General features: G+C 60.3%; 21 protein-coding genes. 18 read left to right on the forward strand and 3 right to left on the reverse strand.

From position 1 onward, the window contains the following. Nucleotides 1–122 precede the first annotated feature (122 nt). The 12 genes from CRD18_RS09595 to CRD18_RS09650 all read left to right on the forward strand — a co-directional run bounded on the left by CRD18_RS09595 (nt 123) and on the right by CRD18_RS09650 (nt 13,570). On the forward strand, nt 123–2,045 hold the full coding sequence (locus tag CRD18_RS09595) for an acyltransferase family protein (RefSeq protein ID WP_187406687.1): 1,923 nt from the start codon (nt 123–125) through the stop codon (nt 2,043–2,045). A gap of 43 nt (nt 2,046–2,088) precedes the next feature. Further along, complete coding sequence (locus CRD18_RS09600) at nt 2,089–3,777, forward strand: VanW family protein (RefSeq protein ID WP_049193322.1); 1,689 nt, start codon at nt 2,089–2,091, stop codon at nt 3,775–3,777. Between the two features lie 102 nt (nt 3,778–3,879). Beyond that, nucleotides 3,880–5,223 carry a phosphoglucosamine mutase gene (glmM, locus tag CRD18_RS09605; RefSeq protein WP_187406688.1) on the forward strand — a complete coding sequence of 448 codons (1,344 nt, stop codon included), beginning with the start codon at nt 3,880–3,882 and terminating at the stop codon, nt 5,221–5,223. A 16-nt stretch (nt 5,224–5,239) separates the two neighbouring features. Continuing rightward, nucleotides 5,240–5,896, forward strand: coding sequence for an isopentenyl-diphosphate Delta-isomerase (idi, locus tag CRD18_RS09610; RefSeq protein WP_187406704.1), 657 nt, complete (start codon nt 5,240–5,242; stop codon nt 5,894–5,896). 4 nt (nt 5,897–5,900) lie between these two features. Continuing rightward, entirely contained in the window at nt 5,901–6,926 is a 1,026-nt protein-coding gene (mvk, locus tag CRD18_RS09615; RefSeq protein WP_101687816.1) for a mevalonate kinase, read from the forward strand. Then, complete coding sequence (gene mvaD / locus CRD18_RS09620) at nt 6,923–7,900, forward strand: diphosphomevalonate decarboxylase (RefSeq protein ID WP_049190390.1); 978 nt, start codon at nt 6,923–6,925, stop codon at nt 7,898–7,900. The genes mvk and mvaD overlap by 4 nt, the downstream gene beginning before the upstream one ends. 12 nt (nt 7,901–7,912) lie before the next feature. After that, nucleotides 7,913–9,010, forward strand: a complete 1,098-nt coding sequence (locus CRD18_RS09625; protein WP_187406689.1) for a phosphomevalonate kinase — start codon at nt 7,913–7,915, stop codon at nt 9,008–9,010. A 93-nt stretch (nt 9,011–9,103) separates the two neighbouring features. Then, nucleotides 9,104–10,159 (forward strand): hydroxymethylglutaryl-CoA reductase (NADPH), encoded by a 1,056-nt coding sequence (locus CRD18_RS09630; RefSeq protein WP_016422099.1) that lies wholly within the window; start codon nt 9,104–9,106, stop codon nt 10,157–10,159. Nucleotides 10,160–10,369: 210 nt separating this feature from the next. Next, complete coding sequence (locus CRD18_RS09635) at nt 10,370–11,560, forward strand: hydroxymethylglutaryl-CoA synthase (RefSeq protein ID WP_070827267.1); 1,191 nt, start codon at nt 10,370–10,372, stop codon at nt 11,558–11,560. 98 nt (nt 11,561–11,658) lie between these two features. After that, on the forward strand, nt 11,659–11,994 hold the full coding sequence (locus tag CRD18_RS09640) for a hypothetical protein (protein WP_070827268.1): 336 nt from the start codon (nt 11,659–11,661) through the stop codon (nt 11,992–11,994). Beyond that, nucleotides 11,994–13,289 (forward strand): hypothetical protein, encoded by a 1,296-nt coding sequence (locus CRD18_RS09645; protein ID WP_070827269.1) that lies wholly within the window; start codon nt 11,994–11,996, stop codon nt 13,287–13,289. The genes CRD18_RS09640 and CRD18_RS09645 overlap by 1 nt, the downstream gene beginning before the upstream one ends. After that, complete coding sequence (locus tag CRD18_RS09650; RefSeq protein WP_049190377.1) at nt 13,289–13,570, forward strand: hypothetical protein; 282 nt, start codon at nt 13,289–13,291, stop codon at nt 13,568–13,570. Before CRD18_RS09645 ends, CRD18_RS09650 begins: the two co-directional genes overlap by 1 nt. 15 nt (nt 13,571–13,585) lie before the next feature. Here CRD18_RS09650 and CRD18_RS09655 read toward each other — a convergent pair whose 3' ends face one another. Beyond that, nucleotides 13,586–14,437, reverse strand: coding sequence for a dienelactone hydrolase family protein (locus CRD18_RS09655; protein ID WP_049169967.1), 852 nt, complete (start codon nt 14,435–14,437; stop codon nt 13,586–13,588). A 111-nt stretch (nt 14,438–14,548) separates the two neighbouring features. Here CRD18_RS09655 and glmS point away from each other — a divergent pair, with 111 nt between their 5' ends. Continuing rightward, nucleotides 14,549–16,423, forward strand: coding sequence for a glutamine--fructose-6-phosphate transaminase (isomerizing) (gene glmS, locus CRD18_RS09660; RefSeq protein WP_187406690.1), 1,875 nt, complete (start codon nt 14,549–14,551; stop codon nt 16,421–16,423). On the opposite strand, the gene CRD18_RS09665 is transcribed toward glmS, so the two are convergent. Next, nucleotides 16,406–17,758 (reverse strand): HNH endonuclease signature motif containing protein, encoded by a 1,353-nt coding sequence (locus CRD18_RS09665; RefSeq protein WP_070862804.1) that lies wholly within the window; start codon nt 17,756–17,758, stop codon nt 16,406–16,408. The two genes, glmS and CRD18_RS09665, sit on opposite strands and share 18 nt — an antisense overlap. Before the next feature lie 218 nt (nt 17,759–17,976). Further along, nucleotides 17,977–19,080: a triacylglycerol lipase gene (locus tag CRD18_RS09670; protein ID WP_187406691.1), complete on the reverse strand. Its 1,104-nt coding sequence runs from the start codon at nt 19,078–19,080 to the stop codon at nt 17,977–17,979. A gap of 24 nt (nt 19,081–19,104) precedes the next feature. Between CRD18_RS09670 and CRD18_RS09675 the strand changes: the two genes are divergently transcribed. From CRD18_RS09675 to CRD18_RS09695, 5 genes are read left to right on the forward strand one after another with little or no spacing between them, the layout of a single operon-like run. Then, complete coding sequence (locus tag CRD18_RS09675; protein ID WP_187406692.1) at nt 19,105–20,775, forward strand: NAD(P)H-hydrate dehydratase; 1,671 nt, start codon at nt 19,105–19,107, stop codon at nt 20,773–20,775. Then, entirely contained in the window at nt 20,772–22,385 is a 1,614-nt protein-coding gene (gene alr, locus CRD18_RS09680; protein ID WP_147765921.1) for an alanine racemase, read from the forward strand. Before CRD18_RS09675 ends, alr begins: the two co-directional genes overlap by 4 nt. A 30-nt stretch (nt 22,386–22,415) precedes the next feature. After that, nucleotides 22,416–23,066, forward strand: coding sequence for a tRNA (adenosine(37)-N6)-threonylcarbamoyltransferase complex dimerization subunit type 1 TsaB (gene tsaB, locus CRD18_RS09685; protein WP_016422110.1), 651 nt, complete (start codon nt 22,416–22,418; stop codon nt 23,064–23,066). After that, nucleotides 23,063–23,542, forward strand: a complete 480-nt coding sequence (rimI, locus tag CRD18_RS09690; RefSeq protein ID WP_187406693.1) for a ribosomal protein S18-alanine N-acetyltransferase — start codon at nt 23,063–23,065, stop codon at nt 23,540–23,542. Before tsaB ends, rimI begins: the two co-directional genes overlap by 4 nt. A gap of 38 nt (nt 23,543–23,580) precedes the next feature. Continuing rightward, on the forward strand, nt 23,581–25,317 hold the full coding sequence (locus tag CRD18_RS09695) for a pyruvate dehydrogenase (protein ID WP_016422112.1): 1,737 nt from the start codon (nt 23,581–23,583) through the stop codon (nt 25,315–25,317). Nucleotides 25,318–25,359: the final 42 nt, after the last annotated feature.

Below are 25,359 nucleotides of genomic sequence, written 5' to 3' on the forward strand. Positions count from 1 at the left end.
TTGAGACAAGCCCCGTACGTTAGACTTTTATCCGTTAAAAACTGCCACGAGAATCGTTTATCGCGGTGCGATTGCAGTGCGATGAAAGTGCGATTGCAGTGCGATGGGAAGAAGGAAACCGTATGGCGGTGAGCACCACAGCCACCAAGACCTCCGACGCGAAGAGCTCCTCTAGCTCGTCGTCGGTGGCGAAGCATCCCTTCCGCATTCGACGCGTACCAGGCATTGATGGGCTGCGCGGTCTGGCTGTTGCCACAGTGGTGATCTACCACTACTTCGATAATGTGCTGCCCGGTGGCTACATCGGTGTGGATATCTTCTTCGTGCTCTCCGGATTTCTTATCACCTCGCTTCTGGTGCGCGAACGCGCGGTCACTGGGCGCATCGATCTAAAGGACTTCTGGCTTCGTCGGCTGCGCCGCATCGCCCCGGCTGCGATGTTCGTGTTGTTTATTTCCATCGCCGTCGCAGGTCTGGTCGGCGGGGATCCCGCTGTTGGCTTGTCGACGCAGTTTCTCGGCACGGTCTTTTTCGTCAATAACTGGACGCAGATTGCGGGCTCTCAGTCCTATTTCGCGGATTCCGGAGTGCAGCTGTTAGCGCACTACTGGTCACTGTCGGTGGAGGAGCAGTTCTACTTGCTCTGGCCATTGATCTTTGTGGCTCTTCTCGCCTTGAAGCTGGCATCTCGCAAGCTGGCAGCAGTGGCGGGCATTGGGGCGGTTGCCTCTTTCGTGTGGATGGTCTCGCTCTATGATCCGAAGGTCGACCCCACGCGGGTCTACTACGGCACCGATACTCACGCCTTTGGACTCCTGTTTGGCGCGGCCCTCGCATTGTGGTTGACGTCGACGTCGTCACGCGCGGAAGCGGACTCCTGGCCACGCACAGAACCCCTGCTGCGGGACTTCTTTGGCAGTTCCGCCCAGGCTTTCGTAGTGGCCTCGCTGCCGCTGATCTTCCTTTCGTTGGTTTTGCTGATGATGTCGGATACCGCGTCGGCGACTTACCGCGGTGGGTTGGTGTTCGCCTCGTTGCTGTCGGCGGCGATTCTCTATCTTGTCGTTCGCGGTGTCTCACCCGTGCGTCAGATTTTTGAGTTCAAGCCACTGTGCTGGCTGGGAAAGATTTCTTTCTCGCTGTACCTGTGGCACTGGCCGGTCATCGTGCTCATCCGCGAACTGTTGGAGCGCAATGAGGCCATGCAGTATGAGAACCTCGCTGCCTTCGCAGGCATCGCGCTATCGCTGCTTTTGGCGAACTGGTCGTACAAGAATGTGGAATCGCCAATTCGCCGGATGGGTTACCGCCGTTGGATGTCGCAGTTTTCGGGCACGCAGTTTGCCGGTTCCTGGAAGCCGCGCGTTGCAGCAGGGCTGGCGCTGGTCGTCGTGGTTGGTGCAGTTGTGGGAATGGCCACGGCGCCGAAGATGACGCGTTTGGAGGCACAGCTACAGGAGGCAGCTGAGCGCCGTGCACAGGCACAAAAGGCGGAGGAAGCCGAGTTGGCCAAGCGCGTTATGCCGCGTGGTGACCAGATCACCGCTATCGGCGACTCTGTGATGCTCGCCTCGGCGTCCGCGTTGGAAGAGAAGCTGCCCGGTATCTATATCGATGCGGCTGTTTCTCGTGGTTATCCGGCTGCGCCAGAGATTATCGCCAGTATGAAGGCGGCGGGTACGCTCGATCCATTCGTCGTGCTGGGTCTTGGTATCAATCAGTCGGCTGCGGCATCGGACGAACACCTGTTGGATGAGATCCTCGATTCGCTGGGTGAAGACCGCATCATTGTCCTCATCAACCCGTACGGTGATCGTGTGTGGATGCCGCAGTCGGAGAGGGAAGTCCTCGACGCGGCAAAGAAGCGCGACAATGTCTATGTGTCTGACTGGTGTCATGGTGTGCGTGATGATTTGTCCAAGCTGCGCGCGGACCTTATCCACCCGACCCCGGATGGCGCCGAGGTCTATGCCAATGCCGTGGTCGATGCTTTCCAGCAGTATGCGAAGAACAAGAAACGCATTCCGGACACCTGCGGAATCTAATAAAAATCTAGTTAGTAGTGTTTCCACGGTAAAGTAAGTGGCTGTGGCCAAACAAAAGTCTTCCTCCAGTCACCGTGGATTAAAGATTTTCCTCGGCATCGTCCTCGGTATCTTCGCACTCTTCGGTGTGTTTTACGCTGTCGATTACGTGCTGAACAAGGACCATGTCCCGCGCGGGTCTACCGTCGCGGGTATTGACATCAGCACGCTGAGCGCGAATCACGCTGAGGCGAAGCTCGAAGAACAGCTCGGTGATCTTTCCACTCATCCAGTGGCGTTTCGTGCCGGCGAACGCACGGCGGAGGTTCTGCCCGAGGAGGCGGGGCTGAGCATCGACTGGGAGAAGACGGTCGCGCAGGCGGGCAAGCAGACGGCGAACCCAGTTACCTGGGTGCGCAGTTTCTTTACTACCCGTGAGCTGGATTTGGTCAGCGATATCGATAGCTCTAAGTTCGAACCGCAGGTCGACCGTCTCGTCGGCGAACTGACTATTGCTCCCGTCGATGGCGAGGTCAAGCTTGTCGACGGCCGCGTGGAAACAACTCCACCGGTCATCGGCCAAGATGTCGACCGCAATGCGGTCAGCGGGGATTTGGCCGCCAAGTGGTTGTCGCCGGAGGGCATCGATGTAGAGACCACCGCGCACGACCCGGCTATCGGTGAGGATCAGGTCCGTGAGGCAGCTGAAGGAGAGGCCGCCGATGCGGTGTCGGGCCCCATTGTTGCCAAGGGCCGCGATGGCAAAGATGGTGTAATTCCGCCGGAGCGCATGGCTGAAATCATCAGCTTTGTGCCGCGCGACGGTGGATTGGCCGCCGATATCAATGTCGACCGCGCACGCGAGATCCTCGAGGAGGGGCTGGCTGCTTCCGAGGTTGATAAGCGCAATGCGTCGATACGCTTTAGCGGTGGTGCGCGTGAAGTGGTCCCCTCAGTTGATGGCGTAGCCGTGAAGTGGGATGAAACTATGAAGGACTTCGCCGAGCGTGTGACTTCGACGGATAAGCGCGAGTTCGATGCGGTCTACGAGGACAAGCCCGCCACCTACACCACCGAACAAGCGGAAAGTGCCACCTTCGATGATGTCATTGGTGAGTTCACCACCGGTGGCTTCAGCTCGGCATCGGGAACAAACATTGCCCTGGTGTCGCAGATGGTCAACGGCGCATTCGTGGCGCCGGGCGATACATTCAGCCTGAACGGCTACACGGGGCCGCGCGGTACTGCGCAGGGTTTTGTCGAGTCGGGCATCATCCTCAACGGCCATGCGGATAAGGCTGTCGGCGGTGGCATTAGCCAGTTCGCCACCACTTTGTACAATGCTTCGTACTTTGCGGGCATGGAGGATGTCGCGCACACCCCGCACAGCTACTACATTTCGCGTTACCCGGCCGGCCGTGAGGCGACGGTGTACGAGGGCGCAATCGACCTAGCGTTTAAGAACAGTTCCGACACTCCGATTCTCATCGAAGCCGTTACTACTGGCTCCGACGTCACTGTGCGCATCAAGGGTGTGAAGAAGGTCAACGTCGAGTCCATCAATGGTGGCCGTTGGGCATACACGCAACCGCAGCGTATGCAGGTCAGTGGCAGCTCTTGCCAGCCGTCGTCGGGTGCGCAGGGCTTTACCACTTCCGACACACGCGTCATTCGGGACCTCTCGGGCGCGGAAATCTCGCGTGAAACTCAGACTACGGTTTATGACCCGCAGCCAATTGTGTCCTGTGGCTAGTCTGGATTCGCCTGCGCGACCGGCTAAAGTAATACAGCATTGACAATGCAATAGTCCGCGATACCAAAACTCATAAAACCCCCAAGGAGTGGTCTAGCAACAATGGCACGTCTTTTCGGAACTGATGGCGTCCGCGGTTTGGCGAATAAGACTCTGACCGCACCGCTGGCAATGCGGCTGGGCGCTGCTGCGGCCACTGTGCTGACTAGCGGCACGAATCCGTCGGGGCGTCGTCCCCTGGCCATTGTTGGCCGCGATCCGCGTGTCTCCGGTGAGATGCTCGCCGCAGCGCTGTCTGCCGGCATGGCTTCCCAGGGCGTCGACGTTTTGCGTGTCGGCGTGCTGCCCACTCCGGCTGTCGCTTTCCTCACCGACGACTACGGTGCCGACATGGGTGTGATGATTTCGGCTTCTCACAACCCCATGCCGGACAACGGCATCAAGTTCTTCGCCGCGGGCGGCACCAAGCTTGACGACGCGGTGGAGAAGGAAATCGAACACGCTCTCCACAACTTGCCGGAGACCGGACCCACGGGCACCGGAGTGGGGCGTGTCATCGAGGAGGCCCCAGACGGGCTCGACCGCTACCTGTTCCAGCTCTCCCGTGCGGTCAGCACCAAGCTCGACGGCATTCGTGTCGTGGTGGATTGTGCAAATGGTGCTGCTTCGCAGGCCGCCCCCATGGCGTACGCGGCCGCCGGTGCCGACGTCGTCGCTATTCATGACAAGCCGAACTCCTACAACATCAACGACAACTGCGGTTCCACCCACATTGAGGTTTTGCGCGCGGCAGTGCTGGAGCACGGCGCGGATCTGGGGCTGGCTCACGATGGCGATGCCGACCGCTGCCTGGCTGTGGACTCGCAGGGCAACATCGTCGATGGTGACCAAATCATGGCCATCCTGGCCGTCGCCATGAAGGAAGAGGGGCTACTGCACCACAACACGCTGGTGGCCACTGTGATGAGTAACCTCGGCCTCAAGCTGGCGATGGAGGAAAACGATATCGCCCTGCGTACCACCAAGGTCGGCGACCGCTATGTGCTGGCTGATTTGAACGCTGGCGGTTACTCGCTCGGCGGTGAGCAGTCGGGACACGTGGTCATTCCGGATCATGCGACCACTGGTGACGGCACCCTCACGGGTCTGTACCTCATGGCGCGGATGGCACGCACCGGTAAGTCTCTGGCTGAGCTGGCCTCCGTAATGAAGGTGCTGCCGCAGACTCTTATCAACGTGCCGGTGTCCAACAAGGCCGCAATTCTGGAGTCTGATGAGGTCAAGGCCGCCATCGATGCAGCCGAGGAGAAGCTGGGTTCCACCGGTCGCGTGCTGTTGCGCCCGTCCGGCACCGAGGAGCTCTTCCGCGTCATGGTGGAGGCCGCCGATGCGGAATCGGCCCGCAAGATTGCCGGGGAGTTAGCTGCGGTTGTGGCCGCAGTCTAGAGTCAGGAGTGTGGAAATGAATGACGCGCCAGAGGACATTAAAGCCCGCTTTGCCCCGGGTGAAGCCGACATCCAGGTAGAGGTGGTCGATCGTGACGGTCGGGTTCTCGGTACCGTCGGCAAGCTTGAAGCACACGTTCCACCGGGAATTTTGCACCGTGCTTTTTCTCTTTTCCTCTTCGATGAGCAGGGACGCATGCTGCTGCAGCGCCGTGCGGAGTCGAAGTATCACTCACCACTGCTACTGACGAATGCGACCTGCTCGCACCCACTGCCGGGGGAGCCGGTGGCCGATGCCGTTGAGCGTCGTGCGAAGGAAGAGCTCGGTGCGGATGTCTCTCAGTTGGAGGAAATCGGCATTGTTATCTACCAGGTCATCGATGATCGTTCGGGATTGGCGGAGCACGAGTACAACCACGTGTTCGCCGGCATCGTCGATCCGAAGTCGGTGGATATCAACCCCGATGAGGTCGATGAAGTGGTGTACGTGACCCCGCAGGAGCTCGCAGAACGTCGTGCGAACGAACCGATGACGGAGTGGTTTAACCACGTCTGGGGTGTCGGGGCGGAGAAGTTCTCCAAGTACGGTTTCGACATTGCGGGTGTGCCGGGTATCCATGGCCCAGCGGAGGCGCAGGCTGCCGCGCAGTCGGTTTCGGAAAAGGATGTGTAGCTTCGTGACCAGCGTAGAAAACGCCAGCGTCGACGACTTCGGCCTCGACAAGTCCGAGGAATTGGAGACCGGGGAGTTCTATGCCCTGGCCAATGAACAGGGTGCCGCATTCGGTGAAGGCCATGCCAAGTCGATTTTGTTGGGTGAGCACTCTGTCGTCTACGGCAAGCCGGCTATTGCGCTGCCGGTGACGTCGCTGCGCACGATGGCGTGGATTGACCGCGTGGAGGATTCTCCCGTCCTGTTTTCCATGGACGGCGAGGTCATCGACATCGACGAGCTGCCGGAGCGCTTTGCCTCCATCGCCGCTGCACTCCGCGCTGGCCTGCGCACCTTCGGTATTCCCGAACGCGACCTGCTGGTTCGTCTCCGCTCCGGTATCCCACCCGCTGCAGGGCTGGGTGGTTCTGCCGCAGTGGCACATGCGCTTATCGACGCAGTGCGTGACCTCGCCGATGGCACTCTGACCGAGCGTCAGCGCTTTGACCTGGTGCAGGAAGCTGAGCGTCTGGCGCACGGTAACCCCTCTGGCCTGGATGCCACGGTTGCCCGTGCGTCGCGTCCGGTTTACTTCAAGCAGGGTGAGTTCCATCCGCTGAAGGTGGCCAAGAAGATGTGGCTGGTGCTGGGGGATACCGGTGTGCGTGGTTCGACGTCGCTGGCCGTTGCCCGTGTGCGTGGTTTCGTCGATTCCCACCGAGTCCACGGCCAAGAGTTGTTGGACCACTTGGGGCAGCTGGCCGATGGCGCGGTGCACAACCTGGCCAAGGGCGATTTTGCCCGTCTGGGACATCGCATGGACTCGGCGCAGGAAGCGCTAGAGGAACTAGGTGTTGGGCATGAGTCCATTACCGATCTCGTCACTGCCGCCCGACTGGCAGGTGCCCACGGGGCAAAGCTCACTGGTGCCGGTTGCGGTGGCTGTGTGATGGCGCTGGCAGAGTCCGCCGATCACGCGGAACTGATTAGCCATGCCATGATGGGAGCCAATGCCGTTGCTACTTGGACTGTGGAGGTAAATCCCTCGTGACCACGACCGCTACCGCCGTCGCTCATCCCAACATCGCCCTGATTAAATACTGGGGCAAGCGCGATGAGGCCGTGCAGCTACCGGCCACAGGTTCGCTGTCCCTTACTCTGGGCATCGCTCCGACGACGACCACGGTGTCGCTTATCGACGATCCCAGCGTCACCGCCGACTCGGGCACTCTGAACGGCCAGGAGATGGTGGGCAAGGACCTCTCCCGTGTCCAGAAGTTTTTGGATTTGGTCCGCGAGCGTGCGGGCAGCACGAGCTTCGCAGAGGTGACCAGCACCAACGAGATTCCGACGGGTGCGGGTCTGGCTTCGTCCGCGTCGGGTTTTGGCGCTCTCGCGCTGGCCGCGGCGAAGGCCTACGGCCTGGACTACACTCCGGAAAAGCTCTCGGCTCTGGCCCGTCGCGGTTCGGGCTCGGCCTGTCGCTCTATTTTCGGCGGCCTCGTTGAGTGGCTGCCCGGCGATGACGATGCTTCCAGCCACGCAGTGGCTCTGCCGGATTCCGGCCTGGATCTCTCCCTGGTCGTGGCGGTTTTGGCCCCGGGGCGCAAGAAGATTGACAGCCGTGCCGCCATGCGTCGCACGGTCGAGACATCACCGTTCTTCCCGGCCTGGGTGGAGCAGGTGCCTCGTGATATCGAGGACATGAAGGCCGCCATTGCCGCTGCGGACTTCACTGCGGTCGGCGAGCTTGCCGAGGCCAATGCCATGCGCATGCACGCCACTATGCTGGGGGCTCTTCCTCCGGTGCGGTACTGGAATCCGGATTCGGTGGCGGCTCTCGATCTCGTCGCTACGCTGCGTGACGAGGGCACCGAGTGCTACGCCACCATGGATGCCGGGCCGAACGTGAAGGTGCTGTGCCGCAGCGGCGATGCCGAGACCATCGCGGATCGTTTCCGCGCAGAGTTCGAGGATATTGACGTGCTGGTTTCCGGCTCCGGCCCTGGCGCATACCTGGTGTAGCTGGGGGAGTAGTTGAGCAACGCTAAAGGCGGACCTATCGAAGGCGAGTCCATCGGTCGTGGCTGCGGCAAGCTGTACCTCACTGGTGAGTATGCGGTGATGGATGTCGAGGGGCTGGCCGTCATCGCAGGTGTCGACCGCTATGTGACAGTTCGGTGCCGCGATGCCGAACCATCGCAGCCGGTCTCTCGCGTGTACTCCAGCTATTACGGCCCGCGGGGGCGTGTCATTGATATCGATGCACCAGATGACATCGCTACCCATACGATTTCCCTGGTCTATCGCATTGCTGCGGGCGAGTTGGAAAACACCCCAGAGCGCCCCATAAATATCGTCATTGAATCAGACCTCGATGACGCCGACAGTGGTGCGAAGTATGGCCTGGGATCCTCCGGGGCTGTCGCTGTGGCTGTAACTCGTGCGCTGGGGACGCACCTGGGTCTGGAGCTGGATTCACTGGACGTGTACAAGATTGCGATGGTGGCCACGCTTCTGGCTGGTGCAGCTGGTTCCGGCGGCGATATCGCGTGCTCCGCGCACGGCGGGGTGGTGCTCTATCGCCGGCCGAATCCGACGGCGCTCGCAGAGCTCGTGGCGGCTGATCCTGTCGCTGCCGTGGCGGCACCGTGGCCGAATCTTCGCATTGACGCCCGCACCGACCTCGGTGGGCTACAACTGTTGGTCGGCTGGACGGGCAGTCCGGTGAAGACGGACTCGCAGTTGAAGAAGGCCGGTGGCGCAGACCGTGATTTTGTGCGCGGGGTCTCGTCGATAAGCGAAAGACTCTGGCAGGCGCTTGCCGACGGCGACCACACCGCGGCGTTTGCCTGCCTGCGTGAGAATCGGACGCTGCTGCAGGACTATGAGCGTGAGCGTGCTGTGTGCATCGAGACGGAGAAACTGAAAGCGCTCGCCGACATCGCCGATGGCGCGGGGTCTGCGGGCAAGAGCAGTGGCTCCGGTGGTGGTGACTGTGGAATCGCGCTGGTGGGAGTCTCAAATGGTGCCGATGCTGAGAGTTCGCCCCGAGAGACTGCCGCGGACATCACCGCGCGCTGGCGGGCTGCTGGCATTCGGCCGTTGCCGCTGAAGCTGGCCGCTCAACTTTGACCACAATTTTTAGACCGTAGAATTTAAGACAGCTGGAATTTACAGAAGCTGGGAACCGAAGCTGCATGCAGCTAGAAAGGGTCGCTTAGGACAATGGCTGAAAAGAGCTCGCACGACCTGGAATATGCACACGTACCACTGAGCTGGATTGGCCCGGTGCGCATTAGTGGCAACGTCATGAATGACGAGGTGAAGATTCCGCTGGCGACTTATGAGACCCCGCTGTGGCCGTCGTGTGGTCGCGGTGCGAAGGTCTCCCGCATGATCGAAGGTGGCATTACCTGCACTTTCGTCGGTGAGAAGATGACCCGATCGGTGATTTTCACTCTCGACTCGGCAGCGGATGCCGTCATTGCGCGCGACAACATCCTGTCTCGTTATGACGAGCTGAAGAAGGTCGTGGAGTCCTCCTCGCGTTTTGCCAAGCTGGTAGATATTCACTTCCAGATCGCATCGCGTCTTCTCTTTGTCCGCTTTGACTTCTTCTCCGGTGATGCCTCGGGCCACAACATGGCCACGCTGGCGTCTGAGCGTTTGATGTCCTACCTGATGGAGCAGATGCCAGAGTTGGGCTATGGCTCCATCTCGGGCAACTACTGCACCGATAAGAAGACCTCCGCAGTCAATGGCATTCTGGGCCGCGGTAAGTACGTAATCGCCGAGGCCGTCATTCCGGAGCCGGTTGTCCGCGAGCGTCTGCGCACAACTGCCAAGCGCCTGGCTGAGCTCAACGAACGCAAGAACCTCGTCGGCTCCATCATGGCCGGTTCGCTGCGCAGCGGTAATGCGCACTACGCCAATATGCTGCTGGGCTTTTACCTCGCTACCGGTCAGGACGCTGCGAATATCGTCGAAGGCTCGCAGGGGCTGACGCAGGTAGAGGCGCTTGACGACGGCTCCGTGCGCTTTAGCTGCACCCTGCCACATTTGATCGTCGGTTCCGTGGGCAACGGCAAGGGCTTGGACTTCGTGGAGAAGAATCTCACGGCGCTGGGCTGCAAGGAGGACCGTGAGCCGGGCGAGAATGCCCGTCGTCTAGCAGCGTGCTGCGCGGCAATCGTCTGGTGTGGTGAGCTTTCCCTGCTCGCGGCACAGACGAACCCGGGTGAGCTGATGGAGGCGCACGTTTCTATCGAGCGTGCGAAGTAGTGCTTTGTGAATAGTCGTTTGCGACAATTCGCAAAACCTAAGACAAATCTCAGGTAAACGCGCTAGATTTCTGTAGTAGGCAATTAACATTTTGTGGGCAAAATATCCCGTGGTCTGATGACTGCTCTGATGGCCGTTCTGATGACATAGGGATGTTTCGTTGCCCGTTATTTCTTAAAAATCTGTAGAGGTAGTGAAGGCACGGTTTTGATGACAACAAGCAATGTGACCCCGGTCGGTATTGATGACATCGCTTTTGCGACGGGTTCGTACTGCATTGACCTCGCCGATATTGCGCCCCGACTCGGAGCGGAACCGGCAAAGTACCACAAGGGCCTGGGGCAGGAACGCTCCAGCGTGGTTGCCTCTGATGAAGATCCGGTGACGATGGCCGCGACCGCGGTGAAGAAGATCGTCGACCGCCACGGTATCGACGGCGTGCGCACCATCATGTTCGCCACTGAGACCGGTATTGACCAGTCGAAGGCCGCTGCTGTCTATGTGCATGAGTTGGTCGGTCTTGACCCGCATGCGCGCTCTGTCGAGCTGAAGCAGGCCTGCTACTCCGGTACCGCGGCGCTGCAGTTCGCGTGCGCTCTGGTGGCCCGCAATCCGGAGGAGAAGGTCATCGTTGTCGCCTCCGACATTGCCCGCTATGACCTGGACTCCGCTGCGGAGCCGACCCAGGGTGCAGGTGCTGTAGCCATGCTGGTGACCGCTAATCCGCGCATCCTGGCTATCGATGCGGCTTCGGGCGTCTTCACCCGCGAAGTTATGGACTTCTGGCGTCCGAACCACCGCAGCCAGGCGTTGGTGGAGGGCAAGCTCTCTATTAGCGCTTACATCGACGCTGTTCAGGGCGCTTACGAGGACTACCGTGCCCGCGGCGGCGTGGACTTCAGCGAGATTGACTACTTCAGCTACCACCAGCCGTTTACCAAGATGGCCTACAAGGCGCACCGGCAGCTTTCGGCCAATAACGGTGTGGAGCTCACCGCGGAGGACGAGGCCCGCCAGCTCGGCCCAACCACTGAGTACAACCGCATCATCGGTAACTCCTACACAGCATCGGCCTACTTCGGCCTGCTCTCGCTGCTGGACACCGAGAAGGACCTGGCTGGTAAGAAGGTCGCTGTTGTCTCCTACGGTTCCGGCTCGGTTGCTGAGTTCCTCACCGGCAATGTGGTCGAGGGCTACGAGTCCCAGCTGCGCGCCGCAGATAATGCGCGTGAACTGGATGAACGCGTGAAGCTCGATGATCCGACCTACTACCGCCACGCTCAGGTGACGCATGAAGATCCGGGGGAGTACTCCAACCTGGGAGACGACGCCCTGATTGGCACCGGCCCATTCAGCTTCACCGGTGTTGAGGGGTGTAAGCGCATCTACCGCGCTCGTTAGCCCGGGGGCACCCGCACTAGTACTTCAACGGAACCGAATCCCCTTTTTTCGCGCCTAACAGTAATAAGAACTGTTTTTCGCAGGGAAGGGGATTTTTCGTGTCCGCAAGTTTTACTGGAGGCCGTGGCGGAGGCTTGCTGCACTTTTCGGAAGATGCAGTGACCTCGGCTGCCCGAGAGATTGAGCAGCGCGGCCGTGACGGCCATGAGCGGTGGGGAAGCGCTCCCGATATTTCCGCAGCAGACTGTGGCCAGGGTTTTGCCGCCCAGGGGCGTCGTCTGCAGCAGGCGGCAGTGCGGCTGCGTGAGCACGGGCAATCGATGTACGCGGGACTTGGCAACCATGCTCCGGCAGTACGGGAACAGTGGCGTGTCTTTGCAAGCTGTGACAGCGACGGGAGTGCCGACCTCGGTGGAATTGAGGTAGTGGACTGATGCCGTGGGTTGCTCGAATTCTTCCGATATTGGTGCGTGTTATTGGCCGTGGAAGCCGTATTGGAGCCAAGCGCGGGGTCGGCGGCATCGGCAAGAATCTGCCCAAAGTCTTGGATAAGGTGCGACGCGCTGACGGCTGGAAAGGCAGCGCCCTATCCAAGTTCTCCAACTCCGTGGGGTTGATAGCCTCCGCGATAACTATTGTTATGGCTTTCGATTGGGGCGGTTTGAAAGGCGATGCTGCCGACGCTGCCAAAGAGCGCTGTGATAAAGCCGCGCAGGACTGTGCGAATCAGGATGAGCAGTCCGCCGATGGCGCGCAGAGTGTCGGCGAGTGTGGCAAGAAAGTCGACGAGGTCCTCGAGGATTGCGAAAAGCAGGCAGAAGATATGGCTGAGCAAACCGACGGCATCCTCTCTCAGTGCGAAGCGCTTGTCGACGATCCGGAGGTCGGCGCCGAAGCCGCACAAGTGGCCCAGCAGGTGTGTAACAGTCTCGTCGACTCCACTGGTCAGCTCTACGATGCGCGTAATAGTTGCATCGAGCAGTGTCTTGAGCAGGCAGCGTGTGACACTGAGGCCGCGGTGGTCGCCACCCCGCCGCAGCCTCCTACTGTTCCAGCCAGTTCGGGTGCTACCTCGGCGGCCTGTGCAGAGGTGGCTGAGTCTGGGAGTGGCGAAGGAGCTACTGTAACCGGTGGCAACGGTGCTACCGCTGGTGGAATTGGGGTCGTTGCCAACGTTGATATTGGGATAGAGGCAGGCGTTGCTGCTGGAATATCCGTTGGAGGTGCCATTGGCGCTGCCGGGGCGGCCAGTATCGCTGGAATTGCGGGAGCTGTCGGGGTTGCAGGCAGTGTCGCGTCCTCACTGCTCAACTTAGACATGTGCACGGAGACGGAAGAGCCAGTGTGCGAACAGGCACCTGCGCCAGCACCAGCACCAGCACCAGCTCCTGCGCCGGAGGACTGTGTGCCGGAACCCGAACCAGAACCCAAGCCCGAACCTGAACCCAAGCCCGAACCTGAACCCGAGCCCGAACCTGAAAATGTTCCTGAACCGCCTCCTCCAGCTGAGAAACTAAAGCACTTGGGAATCGAGCTGCCACAGGAGACGCAAGCAGAACAGCGAGCGGAACCGCAGCCAGAACCACAAGCAGAGCCGCAGCCAGCACCAGCCCAGGATTCGGCAGCATCAGTGCAGGAATCTGCTTCAGCTGTGCCCGAGCCCCCTGAGCAGCCCAACGCCCAGGAGCTTGTGGGCGCGGTCAATTCGCCAACGGCAGGTGAGTGGTAATGGGGAGTAAGCATGCCGCGAAATATGACCGGATTGGGCAGGCCTATTACGACGCTGCTGCAATGACTAGGCAGGAGTTCGATACGGCGGTACAGAGGGCACAGAAAGAATTGCAGGGTTTGGAGGAGCGTCGTAAAGCACGCGAAATTAAGGAGAGGGAGGTGGCGGCGGGCGTCGAAAAGCAACAAAAAACCGCCCGACCGAAGGGAACCGTTACGCGGTTGTTCGGGCGGGCGGGGAAAGGGACGCCGACGGTGAAGTCGATTCGGGGCGTGTCCTGAAGCGTGGCCTAGTGACTACTTGCCGGGAATCAGCGAGTGCTCCGGGTTTTCCGGCAGCTCCTTGATGAGCCACTCCATATCGCGGTTAGTTGTGCCCTTGATAGTGGCGGTCGGGTCTGCGAAATCCGAGTACTTCTTGTCGTCACCGACCGTGGCCAGCAGGAAGCCTGTGAGTGCGGCGCGCGCGACCTCCTGGTACTTCACCTTGGAGGAAGAGAAGCCCGCTAGACGACGGAGAAGAGTTGTTTCCGAGAAGCTGCCCTGGTCAGCCTTGTCTACTTCGCGGTAAACGACATCGCCCTTCCACTGAACAGCCAGGCGAGCCGGGTTGCCGCGATCGAGCCACTGATCCTCGCCAGGAGCCAGGACGAGGCCCGGGGCCGAGACATTAGTTGCAGCGGCGCTGGAGGAAGGCGCGGTAGTTGCGGGGAAGACGCAGCCAACGCCGGAGATGAGGTCGTGACCAGCAGCGGCGAGGACGGCTACACCTGCGCCCATGCCGTGGCCGGCAACGCCAAGCTTCTTCGGGTGGACGACGACTTTGCCCTCACCGAGGCGGACACCAGCGAGAATCTGGAGCGCTGTCTCCAAATCGTTGGCGAGACCACGGTGGTCTGCCACGATGCCATTTTCGGTGTCCGGAGCAGCGACCGCGATGCCCCACGAAGCTAGGTGACGCAGCGTGGCGTGGTACTCCTCAATCGGTGTGCGCCAATCGTGTGCGAAAGCGATACCGGGGATGCCATTGCCCTCGGCAGGCGTGTAGACCTTTCCCGGCAGGCCAGTAAAAGCGAGATCACCGACCATGACGCGGTGCGGTCCACGCTTGGAAAGATTAGATGTCAGAGTCTTCAAGTTGTCAGCCACAGTGAATAGCTTAACTATAAGGTGCATACCTTTGCTGAAAAAGTGCCAGGATGAGCGAGAATGTCTATTTCGTTATGACGATTTTCCGCTTCGCGGGTTATTCTGTAGGGCATGTGTGGAATCGTTGGATATGTGGGCCATCAGCCCGCCCTGGATATTGCTGTCGATGCGCTACGACGCATGGAATACCGTGGCTATGACTCCGCGGGTGTTGCCATTGTCGACGATCAGGGGCATATCACTGTAGAGAAGAAGGCCGGTAAACTCGCCAACCTCGAGGCTGCCCTTGATGCGGATGGGCGCGACAAAATCACTGGAACCACCGGAATTGGGCACACCCGCTGGGCTACCCACGGTCGCCCAATTGATGAGAATGCCCACCCACACCAGTCCTATGACGGCAAGGTGGCTATCGTCCACAACGGCATTATCGAGAACTTTGCTCCGCTACGTCAGGAGCTGGAGGATGCCGGCATTGAGCTGAAGTCCGAAACCGACTCCGAGGTCGCCGCGCACATGCTCGCCCGTGCCCTGGACGGTTCCGACGGCGGATCTACCGCTGGTGATTTCGAGGCCTCTGCGCTGTCCGTGCTCAACCGCCTCGAGGGTGCTTTTACGCTGCTGTTTACTCATGCAGACCACCCGGACCGCATCATCGCTGCTCGTCGCTCCACTCCGCTGATTGTCGGTGTGGGCGAAAACGAAATGTTCCTCGGCTCCGATGTTGCGGCTTTCATCGCGCACACCCGCGAGGCCGTGGAGCTGGGGCAGGACAACGTCGTCATCATCACCGCAGATGACTACCGCATTCTGGATTTCGCCGGCAATGAGCAGCAGGGTCGACCATTCACCATCGACTGGGATCTCGCCGCAGCCGAAAAGGGTGGCTATGACTCCTTCATGATGAAGGAAATCCACGAGCAGGCTGCCGCCGTCCGCGATACGTTGGCCGGTCACCTCGTTGACGGCCGCATCGTTCTCGACGAGTCTCGCCTGAGTGACCAAGATCTGCGTGACATCGAGAAGGTCTTCGTCGTCGCCTGTGGTACCGCATACCACTCCGGTTTGTTGGCCAAGTACGCCATTGAGCACTGGGTTCGTATCCCGGTCGAGATTGAGGTCGCTTCCGAGTTCCGCTACCGCGATCCGGTGCTGGACCGCCAGACGCTGGTGGTCGCTATTTCGCAGTCGGGCGAGACTGCTGACACCCTTGAGGCCGTGCGACACGCAAAGAGCCAGGGCGCCCGCGTGCTGGCTGTCTGCAATACCAACGGTGCACAGATTCCGCGTGAGTCTGACGCCGTGCTCTATACGCACGCCGGCCCGGAGATTGGTGTTGCTGCAACCAAGTCGTTCCTGGCGCAGGTAGCCGCAAACTACCTGGTCGGATTGGCTCTTGCCCAGGCACGCGGCACTAAGTACCCGGATGAGGTCACTCGCGAGTTTGAAGAGCTGGAGACCATCCCGGCACTGATTGACAAGGTCGTCGCTAAGGGCGATGAGTTCATCGACATGGCCAAGGAAATCGGTGCTATTCCGACGATGCTCTTCCTCGGCCGTCACGTTGGCTTCCCAGTCGCACTTGAAGGTGCGCTGAAGCTCAAGGAGCTTGCCTACATTCACGCAGAGGGGTTCCCGGCAGGCGAGCTCAAGCATGGCCCAATTGCACTCATCGAGGATGATCTTCCGGTCGTCGTCGTAGTGCCATCGCCGAAGGGTCGCGCCGTGCTGCACTCCAAGATTGTCTCCAACATCCAGGAGATTCGTGCCCGTGGCGCTAAGACCATCGTGATTGCCGAAGAAGGGGATCAGTCGGTGGTTCCGTTTGCGAACTACCTGATTGATATCCCGGAGACCTCCACGCTGCTCCAGCCGCTGTTGTCTACGATTCCGATGCAGTTCCTGGCAGCTGAGATCGCTCGCCAGTGCGGTAACGAGGACATCGATAAGCCGCGCAACCTGGCTAAGTCAGTCACCGTCGAGTAGTTCGTCCTGCTTTCGTCGGTACTGCTCAATCTCCGCATCGAGTTCTTCATCCGTGAGGGACTCGATGCGTTTTGCTTCTTCCTCGGATAGGTCCCAGACCTCATCGGATACATGGCAAAATGACAACATCCAATCGAGGTTGCGTTTCTGAATCGTCTTCATCTTCCGTGTCACACGCTGATGAAAAGTTTGCTTGCCGACGTTCTTTAGCGGCCCAACCGGAACGCTAGTCGCGGTGTCCCCATTACGGGAAGTCCACACTTCTGTTCCGTCGGGGTATCTGTCGATATCCCAGCCCTCGTGCGTTTTTAGATTGTGGTGTCGGCGGCAGAGACAGTGCAGATTCTCCGTGTCAGTCGGCCCGCCGTGCTTGGGATTGTCGTGGTTGTACGGCTGAATATGGTCCAGGTCGCACTTGGCTGCCGGGACGTCGCAGCCGGGGAAGCGGCAGGTACCGTCACGCCCACGGACGCGAGCCACCTGGCTCTCGGTGGGGCGGTAACCGTCCACCTTGCTATCGGCGGAGATACGGATGTGAGTTGCGCGAGCAATCCATTCTTCGGTGGCTACCTCGCTCAACCAGCCGATGCCATCAATCCATGCTGGCCCACCGCCGACCTCGCGGTAGACATTGATGACAATCTCGGCATTGGTCGATTTTTGTGCCAGCTGTAGTAGCGCTTCCGCCTGCGTGCACTGTTCACCGCGATTGATTGCGGTGTTGCGAATCCCCTGAATCCTGGCCATGAGCTCGGTCGCGCGGTCGTTTTCAAGGATTGCTGTGACCTTTTTGTGCTTGCCATCGCCCGTGTCGGCGAGTGCGACCGCTTCGCCTTCTGGAACCCGTTGGGTGCCGTCGTTGCGGGCGCAGTCGTTGTACTCAGAAACCAAGTCGCCGATTAGACGAGACAGCGTGTAGACACCAACCATTGCTTGTCGAGGTCGCGTCGGAGTGAGCATTTCCAAAAGATGGGGCTCTACCGTGTCGAACTGATCTGGTGACAGCCCGGCAACGCCATTGGCGATGGCGCGGAGATGGGCTAACGAGAAACAGAAGGTGGATTCGATGAGAGCCCGGACTTTTGGTAGGCGTTCGAGCATCAGCGCAATTTCGCACAGCGTAGAACACTTGCCGCGGCTAAGGCCAGTTCGAATGCTTATGCGGGCAAGATGGTGATTGACATCGACCTCGTCACCGGGAGCGCAGATATCGATGAGTTGAAGGTCTGCGGCGTTGATGGCACGGGCCGCGATGCTAATGGGATCGTCGGATTGCTGGTTGGCCCATGAGGGCTTTTGACCTGGTGCTGGAAGTTCTGTGGGCGGCGATGACATTGGTTATCCCCCTGATTACTACGTGTCCGCCGGAGAATTGAAGATTGAGTTCTGTGGTGGAGAGAAGCATGGAGAGGCTCGTTCAACCAGCCCCGCCAACCCCTGTGCACCGGACAAAGAACTTTTGCTTACAAATTTTCCCTACAACCCAAATCGTACACCTGTTTGAAGAAGTGTCAATAGAGTTTTAGAAATATGTTCTAAAAGTCCATGCTGAATTAGATCCGGCCGCGCCGTCCGAGCCTCCGCCGCCCGAGCCTCGTCGGCAGTGCGCCGTACATAGGCAGGACTCGCTGCCGTACATGGCGCAGCGTTTGCTTGTTGGTCGAAGAGTCCTCGGTGCCACCCTCCTCGGCGCCACCCTCCTCGGCGCGATCCAGCTCGTCTAAGAACTCGTGGATGAGTTCTAAGGTATTGGGGGAGTAGAGCAGCGCGAGGTGATCAGACCAGTCGCCACCGCCGGTGGCGTTGTTGACGTTCGTAATGTGGTGACCCTCTTGTTCGGGCAAAAAGGCGCCGGTCCACGGGCGAACCACGGTGTCAAAAGGGGTGCCGATATTCAGGTAGTGCGGACCACGTCGGGTAATGCCACGCGCTGCGCGGTTCAGAGTCGCAATGTAGTCAGAGTCCAGCAGCTGTTGAATGCAGGCACGGCCGACAAGGCGGTCGACGAGCTTGTGCATCGGTAGGCCGCATCGCTCAAGGGCACTGAGCCTTCGGCGCATGCCCCACGCAGTAGTGCCGCGATGGTTTCCCGCAAGCGAGATCACTGCCCGCACGGGGCTGTTGTCGGAGGCGTACTGCTCGGCTGCTTCTTCGTTGAGGCCACGGTTCAGAGCTTCGTCGTAAAGCGAATCGATGCTCGCGTTAGCGTAGCTGCGGCAGTGTAGACCGCCCTGGGAATGGCCGATGAGGTCGAGGCGGGGTAGGGAGAGTTGGGCACGGAAGCGGTCGAGAAGGTCGGTGACTTCGGCGAGCGCATCGCTTAAATCGGTGGTGGCTTTGACGCTACGGAGACGGCTGACCAGCGCGGCGGGGTCGGAGCCGTAATCGAGTGAGAATACGGGGCGATTCCGGGCGAGGAACGGCCCCAACATGGCGAAGGAGTTGAACGAGTTCATCCAGGTGCCGTGAACCAGGACAATTGGTGTGCGACCGTTGTATCTGTCCAGGTCAGGAGTGGCTTTTCCGTCGAGGATTTCGCGAACGTCCTGCACGCCGTGGGGGATCCATTCGGGATGACGCAACGAGCGCAGGTATGCCTGGGGAAAGGCGCGCAGTAGAGGGCCGAAAACTCGTGTGCTCGGGGAGTAGTCATCCATAGGGGCTAATCGTAGGCTGGGTTTATGACGTACTGCTACACAGCTGCCGAAATTCGCGTCGCGGAACAGCCCTATCTGGACGCACAAACGCGTGACGACGAACTCATGCGCCACGCAGCCGCCGCTGTGTCGGAGGTGGCGGAGCGGATGCTCTCAGGGGCATCTCCGGAGCCTGGTCGCGGTCGCGTGCTGCTGTTGGTTGGATCGGGAGGCAATGGTGGCGATGCACTCTATGCTGGCCGAAACTTGTCCTCGGATGGGCATGGCGTGGATGCGGTTTTGCTGGGCTCGAAGCCGCATGAACGGGCGCTGAAAGCTTTTGAACTCGCAGGTGGGCGGGTGCTGCCGTTGGGGTGTGACCGGGAGACGGATTTATCGAAGATTCTGTGGTCGATTAGTGAAGACTACGCACTAATCATCGACGGCATCGTGGGGCTCGGAGGTCACGGCGCGCTGCGTGAAGAGGCCGCGTGGTTGGTGCGCGAAGCGCGGTTGGGCAAAGTTCCCATTCTCGCGGTTGATGTGCCGAGCGGCGTAGAAGCCGATACTGGGCGTACTTTTGACCCGCCTGCCCAGACTATCAATCCAGACCCTGATTTGGAGGAGGGACAGAACCCGTACTTGCCATCCCACGTGGAGGCCACGACAACGGTGACTTTCGGCGGTCTGCGCTACGCGCACTCGCTGTCCGAATCCTGTGGCACCGTCGAATTACATGAAATTTCCCTCGACTCCTTCTCCCTCGAACTTCCAGGACTGGGGCAGACGCTCTATGAAAACGGTACCTACAATGCCGTCCACCACCAGACTCCGACCGTGGAGTTCTACGAAGCCCTAGGCGGGAGCTTTCCGGCACCACTTGGCGCGATGACCCCGCTCGAACCCGGTGCTGCAGACCACAAGTACTCCACTGGAGTTACAGGAATCGCCGCCGGTAGCGAGGCGTATCCCGGTGCAGGTCAGCTGTGCGCCACCGCTGCCGTGCATGCGACCAGTCCTGCGGTCATCTATGTCGGCGACGCGGCCGCACGCAACCGCATCACCGCAGCCTTGCCGACGGTCATTACGCAGCAGGACTCGGTGGATCGCAAAGAGGTACGCGTCGATGCCTGGGTCGTCGGTCCCGGTCGGGGCACTGATGAGAAAGCCGCCGAGGAACTGCGAGACATTCTGGCCACTGACAAACCAGTGGTCATCGACGCTGACGCACTGACACTGCTGTCGAAGCATGAGGACATCCGACAGCTCGTTCGTGAGCGCGGCCAGGAGCGCAACCTGCGCACTGTTCTCACGCCGCACGCCGGTGAATTCGAGCGCCTGACCGGGCACGAGGTCACTAACCCCATCGCAGACGCCCGTGAACTTGCCGAGCAGTTCTCCTGCGAAGTGTTGCTCAAGGGGCGCCGTACCGTGATTGCCAATCCGGCAACGCAGCGCACAGTCGTGGTTGACGCGGGTAGCTCCTGGGCAGCCACGCCGGGCTCTGGCGATGTACTGTCCGGGCTCCTCGGCGCCTGGGTAGCGCGTGGCGAAGCCCTCTATGTACCAGCAATTATTCATGCGCGCGCCGCATTTTTGGCCGCGCAGACAGAGTTCGGACCAGCACCCTGCAGCGCCCAGGACATCGCCGAATCCATCCGAGATGCCACCGCATGGTTCACCAACGAAGGCAGCAGTGGCAAAATACGGCTATGACTTCCTCGGCACCAGCCATCCTGACCCATACCGTTAATCTAGACGCAATCACCCACAATGTGAAGACCGTCAAGGCCATCGCAGGGGTGTCGGAATTCATGGCCGTCGTCAAGGCGGACGGCTACTCGCAGGGTGCGCTGCAGACCGCGCAGGCCGCGCTGGCCGGCGGGGCAACACAACTCGGTGTCGCAACAATCGACGAGGCGCTCTCCCTCCGCGAGGAACTCCGCGCCACGCTTGACGACGGCCACACCATCCCCATCCTCGCCTGGATCTGGGACGCAGCAGCCACCTCGTTGGTGCAGCGCGCTGTGGCTGCAGATATTGACCTCGGTCTGCCGTCGATGGCTCATGCGCTGGCCGTGGCCAATGCCGGGCGGGCGCTGTCGGTGACACCACGTGTGACGGTGATGGTCGATACGGGTTTGGGCCGCTCGGGATTCTCTATGGCCAATGGGGACTTTGAGCATGCGGTCGCTCAGCTGGTTGAGCTGCACAAGACCGGTGCTCTGAATATCACCGGTGCTTTCACGCACTTTGCGTGCGCGGATGAGCCGGGCAACGAGAGCGTCGATAAGCAGGCGCAGAATTTCCGTGCTGCGATTGCGGCACTGCGTGAGGCGGGGCTGGACGAGCTGATCAACCATGCGGCGAATTCGCCGGCATCGTTGTCGCGTCCGGACCTGGCCTTCGACATGGTGCGCCCGGGTCTGGCGATTTATGGTGGGGAGCCAATTGTGGGTGCCACCCATGGATTGCGTCCGGCGATGCGGTGGGAAGCGTCGGTCATATTGGTCAAAAAGCTACCGGAGGGGCAGTCGGTGTCCTACGGGCAGACGTGGACAGCTGACCGCGATACCACCGTCGGCATCGTGCCCTGTGGCTATGCCGACGGCATGATGCGCTCGGCCTCCGGGCATTTCGAGGTCAGCATCAATGGCACACGCTATCCGCAGGTAGGGCGCGTGTGTATGGATCAATTCGTCGTCGACCTGGGACCCGACACCGATGTCGAGGCCGGCGACACTGCGGTTATCGTCGGTGATCCCACACTGGGGGAGCCCGGTCTCGATGACCTCGCGGAGGCATCCGGCACCATTAACTATGAAATCCTCACCGCGCCGAAGGGGCGTAGCGAGCGAAAGTGGGTGCGCAGCCGGCTCGCGTCAACCGCTGAGGACATGCGTGACCTCGGCGAGGAGATTGGCCGGGAGTTGGCAGCTGGGGATCTGGTGATTCTCGATGGCCCACTCGGCGCGGGCAAAACGACCCTCACGCAGGGCATCGCCCGCGGCATGAATGTGCGCGGCCGCGTGACGTCGCCGACGTTCACAATCGCCCGCGAGCACCGTCCGCTTGCAACCGACGGTGTCACCCTCATCCACGTCGACGCCTATCGACTCTTCGGCGAAGAGGGACCCGGCTCCGATGGCGAGGCCTTCGATGCGCTGGACTCGCTCGATTTGGACACCGACCTTGAGGACAGCGTCGTGGTCGCCGAGTGGGGAATGGGGCTCGCCGAGGTGCTCTCCGAGCGCTATCTACAGGTGAGTATCGATCGTTCGCGTGACGACGATGCCCGCGTCGTCACCTGGAAGTGGAGCAAGTAGCTCCAAGTCGGTTCAAGTAGGTTACTGAGTATGAACATTTTGGCCGTTGACACATCGACTCCACAGGTCACCGCGGGAATTGTCCGCGATGGTGAAACCGTGGCCGAAAAGCTGCACCTGGATGCCCGTGCGCACAACGAGGTGCTGGTGCCGCTGATTCAGCAGTGCCTCACTGACAGTGGGGTGGCGGCAACCGAGCTAGATGCCGTGGTTGTCGGCTGTGGGCCGGGGCCGTTTACGGGCTTGCGCGTTGGTATGGCCACCGCAGCCTCCTTCGCCGACGCTCTGGGAATTCCCTGCTACGGCATCTGCAGCCTGGATGCGCTCGCGGGTGGCGTTGGCGATGAACTGGTCGTCACCGATGCCCGCCGCCGCGAGGTGTACTTCGCCGCCTACCGCGATGGCCAGCGAGTTTTCGGCCCGGGAGTGGCCAAGCCAGCCGACGTCATGGAGCTGCTCAAGGAAGAACTTGCAGCAGAAGCCGCCGACTTCGCGCCGAGCCAGGCCCGCGGCAGCCTCAGCCACATCGAGCAAATTACCGGGCTTGAGGTTGCTGCCGAACAAGTCTTTCCCACTCCGACAGCCATGGTTGAAGCGGTCGACTTTGACTCCGCGCCGGGCCCACTGGTGCCGCTGTACTTGCGCCGTCCGGATGCCGTTGTCCCGAAGGCTATGAGATGAGCGTCGTCAAGCTAGTGCGTCTCGGGCCTCCTGCGGCCAAGGCGTGTGCGGCGATTGAGGCGGAGCTATTTGCCGGCGACGATCCCTGGTCGGAATCGGCCTTTATGGCCGAGCTGGCCGCGCCGAACAATTTCTACGTCGGGCTGATTGCAGATGTAGACGAGGACGAAGAACTGTGCGGCTATGCGGGGATTACCAAGCTGGGGCCTGCGGGTGCCGCCGAGTACGAGATTCACACCATCGGGGTGGGGAAGAAGTGGCAGCGCCGGGGCTTTGGGGCGCAGCTGATGGACGCGCTGATGGCAGCTGTGGCGGAGGATTCGGGCCCGGTGTTTTTGGAAGTTCGCACAGATAACGAACCCGCAATCGCCATGTATCGGCGCTATGGCTTCGAAAATATGGGGCTGCGAAAGAACTATTATCCGGGCTCTGGGGCGGATGCGTACACGATGTGTCGGCCTGAGTTGGCCAGCTAGATGTTGACGTATTGACTAATCTGCGTTAGACCGGGCACATGGCTAAAACCTTTGCAAAACAGCTCGTAGAAACCCTAGAGAAGCAGGGTGTCAAGCGAATCTTCGGACTCGTTGGAGATAGTTTGAACCCCATTGTCGACGCTGTGCGCGAGTCCTCCATTGAGTGGGTGCACGTTCGCAACGAAGAGGCTGCCGCCTTCGCCGCCGGCGCGGAGTCCCTGGTCACCGGCGAATTAGCAGTGTGTGCGGCCTCCTGTGGCCCGGGTAATACCCACCTCATTCAGGGCCTGTATGACTCCCACCGCAACGGCGCAAAGGTGCTGGCGCTGGCATCGCACATTCCTTCCCGCCAGATTGGCTCGAACTTCTTCCAGGAGACCCATCCGGAGTTCATCTTCAACGAGTGCTCCGGTTACTGCGAGATGGTCAACTCCGCTGAGCAGGGTGGCGTCGTTTTGCATCACGCTATCCAGTCGACCATGACTGGCCACGGTGTTTCCGTGCTGGTTCTGCCGGGCGACATTACAACGCATGAAGTGGAAAATGATGAGTTCGTCACCTCCACTATCAGCAGCGGTCGCCCAGTCGTATTCCCTGACGCCGGCCAGGCCGCCGCGCTTGCCGACGCAATCAACGAGGCTAAAACCGTCACGCTTTTCTGTGGCGCAGGTGTGAAGGACGCCCGCGAACAGGTGCTCAAGCTTGCGGAGAAGATTAAGTCGCCGGTGGGACATGCGCTGGGTGGCAAGATGTACATCCAGTACGACAACCCCTATGACGTCGGCATGTCCGGCCTGCTGGGCTACGGCGCCTGCCACGATGCCTCCAACGATGCTGATCTGTTGATTCTGCTCGGTACTGACTTCCCGTACAACGACTTCCTGCCGACCAAGAACGTCGCCCAGGTCGATATCGATGGTCGTGCCATCGGTCGTCGTACCACGGTGAAGTACCCAGTCGTCGGCGATGTGGCTGCCACGATTGAAACCATCCTGCCGCACCTGGATGAAAAGACTGACCGTTCCTTCCTGGACAAGCAGCTGCGGAACCACGAGCGCCTGCTCAGCCACGTCATCGAGGCATACACCCACGACGTTGAGAACATGCGACCGATTCACCCGGAGTATGTGGCCGACCTGATTGATAAGTACGCCGATGACGATGCCGTCTTCACCGTGGATACCGGCATGGGCAATGTCTGGGCTGCACGCTACGTCACGCCGAATGGCAAGCGAGAGCAGATTGGTTCTTTCCGTCACGGCACTATGGCCAATGCACTTTCGCAGGCCATTGGTGTGCAGGCTGCTGACCGGGACCGTCAGGTCATTACCTTCAACGGTGACGGTGGCCTGTCAATGCTGCTCGGTGAGCTCATCACCGTGAAGCAGGAGCAGCTGCCCATCAAGATGTTTGTGTTCAACAACTCCTCGCTCGGCATGGTCAAGCTGGAAATGCTGGTTCAGGGGCTGCCGGAGCACGAGACCGACCACGACGCAGTGGACTACGCCGGAGTCGCAGAGTCGTTGGGTATCAAGGCCATCCGAATTGAAGATCCGGCCGATGCGCCTCGCCTGATTCAAGAGGCGCTGGCATACGACGGTCCGGTGCTGGTGGATATGATCACCGACCCGAATGCCCTGTCCATCCCGGCAAACATCACCTGGGACATGCTGATGGGATTCTCCAAGGCCGCTACTCGCACCGTCTTCGGCGGCGGCGTTGGTCAGATGATCAACATGGCACGGTCGAACCTCCGCAACATCCCGCGGCCATAGTGGGGGTAGCGCTCTCGAGATGCGGGAGCGGGTGCGGTGCGG

The sequence above is a fragment of the Corynebacterium sp. LK31 genome, from assembly GCF_014335015.1.
GTDB classification, from domain to species: domain Bacteria; phylum Actinomycetota; class Actinomycetes; order Mycobacteriales; family Mycobacteriaceae; genus Corynebacterium; species Corynebacterium jeikeium_D.